Source organism: Acidithrix ferrooxidans (genome assembly GCF_000949295.1).
Classification (GTDB): domain Bacteria; phylum Actinomycetota; class Acidimicrobiia; order Acidimicrobiales; family Acidimicrobiaceae; genus Acidithrix; species Acidithrix ferrooxidans.
Map to the genome: position 1 here is coordinate 70,297 of NZ_JXYS01000012.1, position 11,067 is coordinate 81,363.

Genomic DNA, 11,067 nt, shown 5'->3' on the forward strand with positions numbered 1-11,067 from the left:
CTAGCCCCTCAAAAGATGTAAGTCATCGGCGGTAGCGCCTACGCGTCGCCTAAAGATTGAAACGATGATTCCCAATCCAACTACTACTTCTGCAGCCGCAACAACTAGAACGAAAAAGACAAGTACCTGACCGCCTATATCGCCCAACATTCGTGCAAAGGTAACAAAGGTCAAATTCACTGCATTTAGCATCATCTCGACGCACATAAACATCACGATTACATTACGTCTAACCAAAACGCCAACGACGCCAACACTAAAGAGCACCGCAGCCAGTGTTAAGAACCAACTTCCTGGAATACTCATAGATCGATCACCTCTTCATCAGATTCATTCTCAAAATCCTCGCTATAGTCGGCCGTTGAAATCGAGACCCCAAAGTCGCTATCATCTGGCTCGGGAATCGCAACTGCGATCTCTTCTTCTTCGTTATGTTCGACAACCACACGACGAGCCAGATACACCGCGGCAAGAACCGCGATGACGAGCAGAACTGCGGTTGCTTCAAATGGGAGAAGATAGGTCGAAAAGACAGCCCGTGCAATTCTTGTTACATTGTCCACGGAATTCCCGACTGGACCCGTCGATGCTTTAGCCCCCGTTGCCCAGGTGGTCTTAGCCAAAAGGAGTACTTCGCCCAAGGCGATTACTCCTGCAACGATACCCATAGGGAGTTGACCTCGGAGCTTCTCACGCGAAAAGATCTCTCTTCTATCGACGCCAAGCAACATGATGACAAACAAGAACAAAACAACGACTGCACCGGCATAGACAATTATCTGTACCGCCGCTAAAAACTGCGCATTCTCTTCAATAAACAAAATGGCGATTCCAAACATCGTCATCACCAATGACAAAGCCGAATGGACTGGATTCTTTGATGCCACAACGCCAAAAGCGCCAGCCAAAACAATTGCTGCAGCCGCAATAAATGTAATCAAATCCGGCTTAGCGATTGCAGCTAAGATAAGGCTTGTCTCCACTATCTAACCCTCCCACCGTTAGCTTTGGAGATGCGATCCCCTTTGATCTTCCTAATTGCAAAGGAATTAACGGCGCTCTCGTCTCTATCGCTCTTTTGACCGTCTTCGGGAGTTCTCGTCCCATAACCCAGTTCATTGGACCAATGAACAATACCTTCGAAGCCCGGATCACCACTTGGAGAGGTTGCGCGCATCCAACCAGATGTCATCTCGTCATCGCCTTCTCGCCAGTCCTCCCAGGGCATTTGCATCGGCTTGCCATCGTCATCGACGACCAATTCATCCTTTGTATAAATGGCGTCTTGACGCGAAGTAAAGGAAAACTCAAAGAGCTTCGACTCGGTGATTGCCTCGGTCGGACAGGCCTCTACACAAAGGTCGCAGTGAATACATCGAAGATAATTAATCTCATAGACAAATCCATATCGCTCACCCGGTGAGACTGGATCATCGATAGGATTATCCTTGCCTCTTACGTAGATGCAACCTACCGGGCAAACCCCGGCACAAAGCTCACAACCGATACACTTTTCCATACCATCTTCGTAACGATTCAGGACGTGACGTCCATGGAACCGCGGTGGCTTTGGCCTTTTATCCCTTGGATATTGGCCAGTAATGCGAGGCTCAGCCATTTGCTTCAGCGTGACTTTGAAGCCCTTGAAGCCATCAAATACGCCCATCAGTTATCTCCCTCATTTGAGCCTTCGATGGAGGTTTCATCGTTGAACTTAATCCGTGTAAATGTAGTAATCGTCTCAACGTCTGAATCGTTGTCGCGTCCGATCGATACAGCTCGATAGAGCACCGATCCACCTATCAAAAAGACTACGAAAAGGACAAAACCATAGACCTTAGATACTTGCATAGCTCCAACCAACAGAAGCCAAGCCAGCGAGATTGGGATAAGTATCTTCCAACCCAAATCCATCAGCTGATCGTATCTCAATCGCGGTAGAGCCGCTCTTACCCATACGTAAAAGAAAAGAAATGCACCAGTCTTGATCAAGAACCAGAGAATCGGCCAAATCCATGCAGGCCCACCGAGGTTGGGGCCATCTGGACCACCGAGGAACAAGGTCACGATGACAGCTGACATCGAAATCGTATTCATGAACTCAGCCAAGAAAAAGAGGGCAAACCGAATCGAAGAATACTCGGTATGGAATCCACCGACCAACTCTTGTTCTGCTTCGGTTAGGTCAAATGGAGGACGATTCAACTCGGCGGTGATCGCGATCACAAAGATAACAAAGGGTACGATACCAAGGCGAATAATATTCCACTTGGGGAAGATCCCAAAGAACGATCCCATCTGAGAGTTGACTATGTCCCGAGTACCCAAGGAACCAGTTATCAATACAACAGCTGCGACCGAAAGTCCCATCGCGGCCTCGTAGGAGACCATCTGTGCTGAAGCTCTAACAGAGCCAAGCAACGGGTATTTAGAGCCAGAAGACCAACCAGCCAGCATTGTACCGTAGACCGCGACCGATGACATCGCAAGCAAAAAGAGAATTCCAATCGGGGGATCCGCGACTTGCAACTGCGCTACGTGACCAAAGATATGGACTGTGCCGCCAATTGGTACGATCGTAAAGATCAAAAATGCCGGGATAACCGTCAAATATGGAGCCAATTTGAAGGCGAATCGATCACTCTTTTCTGGTATCAAATCTTCCTTGAAAAAGAGCTTGATTCCATCGGCAAGTGTCTGAAGAATACCATAGGGGCCTGCTCGATTAGGTCCAATTCGGTTCTGCATATCCGAGATTATCTTACGCTCGAACCAAATCATCAAAAGAACTGAGACCAAAAGCGCTACAAAAGCCACGAGGACCTTTACAACGACGATCAGGACAACCCCTAGTGAGATATGGCCGAGAAAAAGCGGGTCTTGACCCATCAGTTTATCCCTACCTTCACATAATTTACTTCTTTAGACGAATCCACGATGGACAACAAGTTGACTCCCGACCCCAACGTACCGACCACTATGTCATCAGGAAGCGTCTTATCAATCAGAGCAGGAACCCTAAGGATGCCCATCTGTCCGTTGCTAAGTTCAACCTCCTGGCCGTCAATGAGTCCAAGACTATCCGCCAGGATAGAAGGAACTCGAACTTGCGAGGATGGTATCAAAGCCTTCATCACAGGAGACACCACAAGATCGGGGGTCGGATAATAGAGTGGACGCGTCAACACTAGGAGGTACTCGCCATCTTGTTGATGGTCAACAAGGTCAACTTTATCTGACTGCCTTGCAAAGCTCGCCTGAGTAAATCTTCCCACGTAGTCAGATGGTCCATTATCGACAGCTTCATCGATATTTGCTGGAGGACCTTGGCGACCACTAGACACCAGACCAGGAGTGGCGATCGGATCCAAAGAACGACGGCGACCAATCGCAACCTTCGTTCTCGGCAGCGGGACAATCACCCCGTCCGGAGACCGCTCAGAACCAAGTTCGCTATAGGAGAGGCCGCTATATAGTGCGCAGGTGGCCACCATCTCATTGAAAATATCTTCATGGTCATGGCTTGTGGCTTCGATCATCATCTCGCGAGCAATCTCAGCTGCAATCACCACGTCGGTCTTAGCTTGGCCCATCGGTACCACAGCCTTACCTAAACGCGAAACACGTCCCTCAAAGTTTGTATGAGTTCCAGCGGTCTCTCCCGGAGCCACCAGTGGCAAGATAGCCTCTGCGTATTTACCCGTAGCAGTCAAATAGCTATCGATCACTATCACCGTAGATCGCGAAAGTGCAGCTTCGACTAAAGCCGTATCGGCCATCTTGGTGATTAGATCCTCAGCCAAGATAACAAGGACCATATCTTGGTCACAAGCACGTCGCAATATCGAATAAGTATCGATTCCAATATTGCTATCGCCATTTGTGCCTAGGGCTACCCTACCTGGACCATATCCAGGAATCGCTCCTAGGTCATAGGCACCAAAAATATTCGCATCCGACATCATAAAGAGAAAACCCGCATTTGGGACCTTCTCGTGCAACGCCAGGGCGAGTTCGTCCGTGATCACCGAAGCATTCGCAATGGTTTCGTCCCCTATGACAAAGGTAACTTTATCCACAGTTGCAAGTCGATCAAACAAAGACTCTAAAGATGTGTTAGTGCCGAAGTTACCTTCGCGCAGTTGGCGCAAAAGGTCGATCTGAGAGACCCCAATATGCTTGGAAAAAGTTGAAATCGATGTCTCGACCCTAGAAAGCTCATAGATCTCAGTCTTGGTCTTAGATGCCTCGCCCATTCTCAGAAAGAGGACTGGCATCTCTTCGCGAGGATCGGCCCCTATGACAACTACGATCGACGAAGCCATGGCTTCGTTCAATGACACTCGCGGAAGCGAAAATAGAACGTCCGCTGAGCGACTTGGCATAACTCTGGCATCGAAATTCTCCACAGAAAGTCCCGACTTGGCAAGTCGAACAAAGGAATAGATTCCCTCATTGGTAAGGCTCGAGCCACCTATAAAGGCGACATTTGCTGGATCCTGGGAGATCGCTCCTCGAAGGATACTTCCGACCTTACCAATCGCATCCCGCCATGAAACCGCTGCAAGATCTGAGCGATATCGAACATATGGCTCTGAAAGCCGTTCGGAAGAGTTAGTGGCTTCGTAGCCAAAACGTCCCCGATCACACAACCAAGAGTGATTTACTGCGTCGGAATCGATTCCTAGATAGCGAGTCACTTCACTACGAGAGGTCTGAATCGCAATTCGACAACCTACAGAGCAAGTAGTACAGGTGCTTTCACTCTGCTCTAAGTCCCAAGGGCGTGCTTTGAATCGATATGGCTTCGCTGTCAAAGCGCCAACGGGACATATCTGAACCGTATTACCTGAGAAGTATGAAGCAAAGGGGCTGTCAGGGAAGGTATTTACCTCGGTATGATCACCTCTTCCGATGAACTCAATCAAGGGGTCAAAGGCAATTTCACTGGCAAATCGAACGCATCGGTCACATTGGATGCATCGCTCCCGATCAAGATAGACGATCTCAGAGAGGGCAATTGGCTTCTCGAAGTGACGCTTTTCTTCAACAAAGCGGGATTCGCCCGGGCCATAGGCTAAAGTCTGGTCCTGAAGTGGACACTCGCCTCCCTTGTCGCAAACTGGACAGTCAAGCGGATGGTTTACTAAAAGAAACTCAAGAACGCCATCCTGGGCCTTTTTTACCTTATCGGAGTTGGTGATGACTTCCATTCCGGGAGCCACCGTCAGATAGCAAGAAGGTGCCAAACTAAAACCACGTGGCCCCTTTACATCCACCAGACACATTCGACAGACGCCAACCGAAGACATTCTCGGATGATAGCAAAAACGAGGTATGAAGACACCGTTGCGCTCGGCAGCCGAAATTATAAGTTCACCTGGCTTAGCGTCAATCTCTACTCCGTCAACGACAATCTTTAGTGAATCCGGATTCGATTCGGTATTACTCATACGGACAACCACCCTCTTTGATGTGAATTAAAAATTCGTCGCGAAACATCTTTATCGCAGCAACTACTGACGAAGGAATCGATGGTCCTAGAACACATATCGTCGTTTGGGCCGGAGGCCACGAAAGACCCGGCGCGATATTGTCGCAGGCATCCAAAAGCAAATCTAGATCGGCCTCGCGTCCTCCACCGTTTTCAATGCGTCGCATCATCTTCTCAATCCAACCGCTTCCTTCGCGACACGGCGTACATTGGCCACATGACTCTCGATTGAAAAATTTAGTGATACGCCACGCAGCCCTGACCATGCAGGTGTGGTCGTCCATCATGACTATCGACCCTGAACCAAGCATCGATCCAGCTTTGGCAACGTCATCTTGGCTCAAGGGAATATCCAAACCCTCAGGTCCAAACCATGGTGCCGAAACGCCACCTGGTATGAAGGCTTTGACTGATCTGCCAAGCCTCATGCCACCGCCGTATTGTGGCGAATCGACCAAATCTCTAAAGGTCATCTTCGCCATCTCGACCTCGTAATTACCAGGTCGATTGACGTGACCGGCCAATGCAAAGATTCGAGTACCTGTCGAACGCCCTACTCCCAGAGAGGCGAAAGCGGCACCGCCGTTATTTACAATCCATGGAATATTGGACATCGACTCTACGTTGTTTACAATCGTAGGTGCACCGTAAAGTCCAATTACCGCGGGGAAAAATGGAGGTTTGATTCGAGGATATCCGCGCTTACCCTCTAAAGATTCGATCAGAGAAGTCTCTTCTCCGCAAATATAAGCTCCGGCTCCGGGGTGTAGCACCAAGTCAAGTGAAAAACCGCTCCCGAAGATATTTTGCCCTAAAGCACCATAGCGATAGGCTTCGTTTATTGCAGCTTGAACTCTTTCTAGTCCTAACGCGAACTCACCTCGTATGAAGATAAAAGCTCGCGAAGCACCTACTGCATAGGCTGTAATTATGGTACCTTCGACTATTTGATGGGGATCGCCTTCAATAAGCATGTGATCCTTGAAAGTTGCAGGCTCAGATTCGTCGCCGTTGACTACCAAATATCGAACGGGCGAGTTCTTTAGCATGGACCATTTGCGTCCAACTTCAAAACCAGCTCCACCTCGACCTAATAAGTTTGAAGTCATAACCTCGCTGGCCACGGCCTCAGGTGTCATGGTGGTAAGCGCCTTTCTTAAGGCGACATAACCTCCAGTTGCTAGATAGGTATCAATCGAATACGATTGATCCAACCCGATGCGCGAAGTCACAATCTTGGGGACGTGTTCACTAACAGTTGTCACTTAGACTCCTTCGCAGCTTCAAGTGCTGCCTTACGACTGGCAATAGCGGCGTCCGACTCTCGGCGCTGAGCGACAATCTCCTCCATTGGAACCTCAATCCCAACCTCGCGATGGACTCGAATGAGTGTTCCATGGCTAGGAACGTCACCCTCGTACTTTCCAACGCTGAGGTCATCGATCAACTCATCAAAGGTCTCATCCGTCAGAGGCCCAAAAAAACGATAGTTGACTTGGACAGCAGGCGCTTTGTCGCAATGGGCAACACACTCAACCTCTTCAAGGGTAAAAACTCCGTCATGGGTAGTTCCACCAGGCGAAACGCCCAACTTCTCCTCGGCGTGTTCGAGCAATTCGCCACCGCCCTGCAAGAGACACGCAATATTGGTGCATACGCCGACTAGATATTTGCCGACTGGCTCAGTGTGGAGCATGTCATAAAAACTTGCCGTTCCATAGACTTCAGCGGGCGTCACGCCTACGAGATCTGCAATATCTCGCATCATATCCTCACTGAGGTATCCAGCCTCTTCTTGTGCTAGATGACAAAGAGGAATCAAGGCCGAACGTCGCTCGGGGTAAAGTTCCACGAGAGACTCCGCACGCCTTCGCATTATTTGCGAAAAACCACTCATTTAACGATCCACCTCTCCCATAACTGGGTCAATCGAGGAAATAATTGCAACCGCGTCCGCTATCAAACTTCCAGCCATCATCGTTGGAAGCGACTGCAGATTCACAAAGGACGGCCCTCGAATATGCATACGGAACGGCTTAGCTGAACCATCCGCGACCATGTAACAACCCAACTCACCGCGTGGTGACTCCACAGCAACATAGCTCTCCCCAGGTGGCACATGAATGCCCTCTGTGAAAAGCTTAAAGTGGTGAATAAGTGCCTCCATCGATTCATCGATGCGCTTTCGCGGCGGAGGGGTAACTTTCTTATCCAAAGTGCGATATGGACCCTCGGGCATCTTTTCAATGATCTGGGCTATTATGCGCACCGACTCTCGCAACTCGGCAAGGCGAACTGCAAAACGATCAAAGGTGTCCCCCACGCTTCCCACGATCACGTCAAAATCAACTTCATCATAAGCCAAATAGGGAATGTCCTTACGAAGATCCCACGCTACGCCTGTCGATCGAAGCAATGGACCAGAAGCCGAAAGGGCGATCGCTTGGGCTTGGGTTATGATTCCAACCCCTTCAGTTCGCTCGCGAAAGATCGGCTGACCTGTAAGCATCTCATCGTATTCATCGAGTCGACCCGGAATCGTTTGACAAATTGCCAAAACGTCGTCGTACCATCCATCGGGAAGGTCCGCGGCGACGCCACCAGGACGAATGTAATTATGGTTCATTCGAAGACCGGTAGTTTTCTCAAAGAAAGAAAGCACCATCTCTCGCTCTCTAAAGCCATAGATCATCATCGAAGTCGAACCAAGGTCCATTCCATTCGTCGCCATCCACATAAGATGTGACGAAAGACGGTTTAGCTCCGACATCAACATCCGAATCCAGGTTGCACGAGGTGGCATATCAATACCAAGTAACGACTCGGTCGCCAAGGAAAAGACCAGTTCGTTATGGAGTGGAGCGAGATAATCCATTCGAGTTACGTTGGTCGAACCCTGAATATAGCTAAGACCTTCTGCAGTCTTTTCCATTCCAGTGTGAAGGTAACCGATAACTGGCTTAGTTCGAAGAACCATCTCGCCTTTGAGCTCCATCATCAACCTCAAAACACCATGGGTTGAGGGGTGTTGGGGGCCCATGTTTATAATCATGGTTTCGTCTTCTGAAACCTCTACATCAATATCGCTCGAGTCAAGGATAGCACCCTCTGCAATTCGCAATACCGAGCCGGACTCTCGTCGGAACTCCACCATATCTGTGTCAGAGCGTTCGAACATCTCCTGAGAACCCTCAGAGGTCTCAGCCGCTAGAGCTTCTATCTCAACCTCCTTAGAGAGTAAATCTTTAGAAGGATTCGAAGCCTTATTTGGAGATCCGCTTGATACTTGCTTCACCATCGTCAATTCACCCCTATCTGATTGCCTGAGAAGCTTTAAACTGGACAGGGACTCTTCCAATCGAATAGTCCTTGCGCAATGGATGGCCCTCCCACTCTTCTGGAAGCAAGATTCGGCTAAGGTCAGGATGACCCTCGAAAACTATTCCGAAAAGGTCATAGACCTCGCGCTCCATGGCCTCACATCCCACATAAAGGTCAAAGAGCGAACCTACGATCGGGTTTGCCTCTTGAACTTGAACGCGTACCCTAACCCGCTTGCGTTCTACCAGAGAAGTCAGCACCACTACAACCTCAAAACGCTCACCGAGCACTCCATCTGGAAGCACCCTGGTGGAATCGCCAAGGTAATCCACACCGCATAGATCCGAAAGGAATTCATAGGTGTGATCCTTCAAATCCTCTATGAGCGCTAGATACTGATCGGGCCTTGGAAAATATACGCCCGAAGAATCTTTAACAACTTCATCCATCATCTACTTATTCACCACTTTTACCGAAGCGCTCTTTGGGGAGGCACTTGCAGGTGCAATCGGAGAGATCCTCGGACGCTCCTCAACTACTATCCCTGCTCCCTCACCCTTACGACGAGTAATCTCGCCAGTTCGAATCTTCTCATGCAAGGTCAATATTGCATGCATTAACGTCTCGGGGCCAGGTGGACACCCAGGCGCATAGACGTCGACTGGAACGATTTGGTCTACCCCTTGTACGATGGCGTAGTTATTAAACATTCCGCCAGTTGAGGCACAGACACCCATGGATATGACCCACTTAGGCTCCATCATCTGATCGTAGACCTGCCTCAGAACCGGCGCCATCTTTTGAGAGACACGCCCGGCTACGATCATCAAATCAGCCTGCCGTGGGGAAGCCCGAAAGACCTCCATCCCGAAACGGGCAAGATCATAATCTCCAGCGCCAGCAGACATCATCTCAATTGCGCAGCAAGCCAAACCAAAAGTGGCCGGCCAAACGCTATTACGACGCGCCCATTTGACTAAGTTTTCAATATTCCCGGTCAGGAAATTATGACTCAAGTCCTCTAAACCCACAAAAAACCTCCAAATTGGATTACCCAAGGGTATGTGGCGATTTAGATCGCCAAAAAAATGCACACGGAGACTATAAGCCTCCGTGTGCGCTATTGAGTTATCAAGCGGCTTCTTCGCCAGATGCAACTCGACGAATCGTCGATGTTGTCGTACGCTGCGGATAAGGTTCTTGAATTCCATAACGCTTTACTGGACCCCAGTCAAGCGCTCCATTTGAAATCAAATAGACGAAAGAAACAAAGACCACTACCGCGAAGACAACCATCTCTGAGAGGCCAAACGAGCCCAACTGATGGAAGACAACCGCAAATGGGTATAAGAAAATTATCTCTATATCAAAGATAATAAATATCATAGCTATGAGGTAAAACCGAACTGGAAAACGTGCTACGGGTTCTCTCTGTGGTACGATTCCACACTCATAAGGAGCAGATTTCGCATTTGTTGGCTTCTTTGGAGCCAACAAACCAGAGCCTATGAAAGACCCTGCAGCGAAAAGCATTCCCAACCCCAGCATGATAACTATTGGCAAATAAGGTGCCATAGCTAAAACATCACCTCTTAACAAAATCAGAATTTAGCCTACTAGTCCGACCTTGGAACAAAGCGTTCACTCTTACGGAAAACTAAGGCAACATCTGACACGCAAAAATCAATCGACTCCGCGTCCCGTTAATGTCTAGCACCTAGGTTAGTAAGAATCCCAAACGGGTCACAACATACTTTGTTCATAAGGACTTTCGCCTTTTATATAATGACAACAATGCATCAGCATCACACATCAATTTACACTATTCAACTTCGTAAGCTGAATCCCATCAGGCAACTTGGCTCGAACGTCACACAAAACAGTCTCTGAATTTAAGCCCTCGACCAAAGAGTCATAGGTACCGTCTTCGCCTCTTTGACGACCAAAGACAGCATCGTCTGCCCTGTTCACAATCGCATTGTTCGATCAAAATTAATCAACCTGAAACATGACCGACGAATAAATGTGACCAAAATCACATAAAAGTTAACTCGCCGATTCCTGGCTCGATTCCTGGCTCGATTCCTGGGTCGATTCCTGGGTCGATTCCTGGGTCGATTCCTGGGTCGATTCCTGGGTCGATTCCTGGGTCGATTCCTGGGTCGATTCCTGGGTCGATTCCTGGGTCGATTCCTGGGTCGATTCCTGGGTCGATTCCTGGGTCGATTCCNNGGTCGATTCCTGGGTCGATT

12 protein-coding genes are annotated in these 11,067 nt (G+C 49.0%); all 12 read right to left on the minus strand.

Annotated elements, in window-relative coordinates; translation table 11 throughout:
• Positions 1 to 306 (minus strand): NADH-quinone oxidoreductase subunit NuoK, encoded by a 306-nt coding sequence (gene nuoK / locus AXFE_RS02700; protein ID WP_052604351.1) that lies wholly within the window; start codon positions 304 to 306, stop codon positions 1 to 3.
• Complete coding sequence (locus AXFE_RS02705) at positions 303 to 983, minus strand: NADH-quinone oxidoreductase subunit J (protein ID WP_052604352.1); 681 nt, start codon at positions 981 to 983, stop codon at positions 303 to 305. Before AXFE_RS02705 ends, nuoK begins: the two co-directional genes overlap by 4 nt.
• Positions 983 to 1,666 carry an NADH-quinone oxidoreductase subunit NuoI gene (gene nuoI, locus AXFE_RS02710; RefSeq protein ID WP_052604353.1) on the minus strand — a complete coding sequence of 228 codons (684 nt, stop codon included), beginning with the start codon at positions 1,664 to 1,666 and terminating at the stop codon, positions 983 to 985. Before nuoI ends, AXFE_RS02705 begins: the two co-directional genes overlap by 1 nt.
• On the minus strand, positions 1,666 to 2,889 hold the full coding sequence (gene nuoH / locus AXFE_RS02715) for an NADH-quinone oxidoreductase subunit NuoH (protein WP_082058430.1): 1,224 nt from the start codon (positions 2,887 to 2,889) through the stop codon (positions 1,666 to 1,668). Before nuoH ends, nuoI begins: the two co-directional genes overlap by 1 nt.
• Positions 2,889 to 5,453, minus strand: a complete 2,565-nt coding sequence (gene nuoG / locus AXFE_RS02720; protein ID WP_052604354.1) for an NADH-quinone oxidoreductase subunit NuoG — start codon at positions 5,451 to 5,453, stop codon at positions 2,889 to 2,891. Before nuoG ends, nuoH begins: the two co-directional genes overlap by 1 nt.
• Positions 5,446 to 6,759, minus strand: coding sequence for an NADH-quinone oxidoreductase subunit NuoF (nuoF, locus tag AXFE_RS02725; RefSeq protein WP_052604355.1), 1,314 nt, complete (start codon positions 6,757 to 6,759; stop codon positions 5,446 to 5,448). The genes nuoG and nuoF overlap by 8 nt, the downstream gene beginning before the upstream one ends.
• Positions 6,756 to 7,391, minus strand: a complete 636-nt coding sequence (locus AXFE_RS02730) for an NADH-quinone oxidoreductase subunit NuoE family protein (protein ID WP_082058431.1) — start codon at positions 7,389 to 7,391, stop codon at positions 6,756 to 6,758. Before AXFE_RS02730 ends, nuoF begins: the two co-directional genes overlap by 4 nt.
• Positions 7,392 to 8,648, minus strand: a complete 1,257-nt coding sequence (locus AXFE_RS02735; RefSeq protein ID WP_152625817.1) for an NADH-quinone oxidoreductase subunit D — start codon at positions 8,646 to 8,648, stop codon at positions 7,392 to 7,394. It abuts the gene before it with no gap.
• 157 nt (positions 8,649 to 8,805) lie between these two features.
• Positions 8,806 to 9,267 carry an NADH-quinone oxidoreductase subunit C gene (locus tag AXFE_RS02740; protein WP_052604356.1) on the minus strand — a complete coding sequence of 154 codons (462 nt, stop codon included), beginning with the start codon at positions 9,265 to 9,267 and terminating at the stop codon, positions 8,806 to 8,808.
• On the minus strand, positions 9,268 to 9,846 hold the full coding sequence (locus AXFE_RS02745; protein ID WP_082058433.1) for an NADH-quinone oxidoreductase subunit B: 579 nt from the start codon (positions 9,844 to 9,846) through the stop codon (positions 9,268 to 9,270). It lies immediately after the preceding gene.
• 100 nt (positions 9,847 to 9,946) lie between these two features.
• Positions 9,947 to 10,390 carry an NADH-quinone oxidoreductase subunit A gene (locus AXFE_RS02750; RefSeq protein WP_052604357.1) on the minus strand — a complete coding sequence of 148 codons (444 nt, stop codon included), beginning with the start codon at positions 10,388 to 10,390 and terminating at the stop codon, positions 9,947 to 9,949.
• A gap of 237 nt (positions 10,391 to 10,627) precedes the next feature.
• Positions 10,628 to 10,786: a hypothetical protein gene (locus AXFE_RS19820; protein ID WP_160291699.1), complete on the minus strand. Its 159-nt coding sequence runs from the start codon at positions 10,784 to 10,786 to the stop codon at positions 10,628 to 10,630.
• Positions 10,787 to 11,067: the final 281 nt, after the last annotated feature.

Excerpts from the sequence above, each read along its gene's own strand:
- nuoK (WP_052604351.1), bottom strand. The coding sequence starts at position 306 with ATGAGTATTCCAGGAAGTTGGTTCTTAACACTGGCTGCGGTGCTCTTT.
- nuoI (WP_052604353.1), bottom strand. The coding sequence starts at position 1,666 with ATGGGCGTATTTGATGGCTTCAAGGGCTTCAAAGTCACGCTGAAGCAA.
- nuoH (WP_082058430.1), bottom strand. The coding sequence starts at position 2,889 with ATGGGTCAAGACCCGCTTTTTCTCGGCCATATCTCACTAGGGGTTGTC.
- nuoG (WP_052604354.1), bottom strand. The coding sequence starts at position 5,453 with ATGAGTAATACCGAATCGAATCCGGATTCACTAAAGATTGTCGTTGAC.
- AXFE_RS02730 (WP_082058431.1), bottom strand. The coding sequence starts at position 7,391 with ATGAGTGGTTTTTCGCAAATAATGCGAAGGCGTGCGGAGTCTCTCGTG.
- AXFE_RS02735 (WP_152625817.1), bottom strand. The coding sequence starts at position 8,648 with ATGGTGGAGTTCCGACGAGAGTCCGGCTCGGTATTGCGAATTGCAGAG.
- AXFE_RS02740 (WP_052604356.1), bottom strand. The coding sequence starts at position 9,267 with ATGATGGATGAAGTTGTTAAAGATTCTTCGGGCGTATATTTTCCAAGG.
- AXFE_RS02750 (WP_052604357.1), bottom strand. The coding sequence starts at position 10,390 with ATGGCACCTTATTTGCCAATAGTTATCATGCTGGGGTTGGGAATGCTT.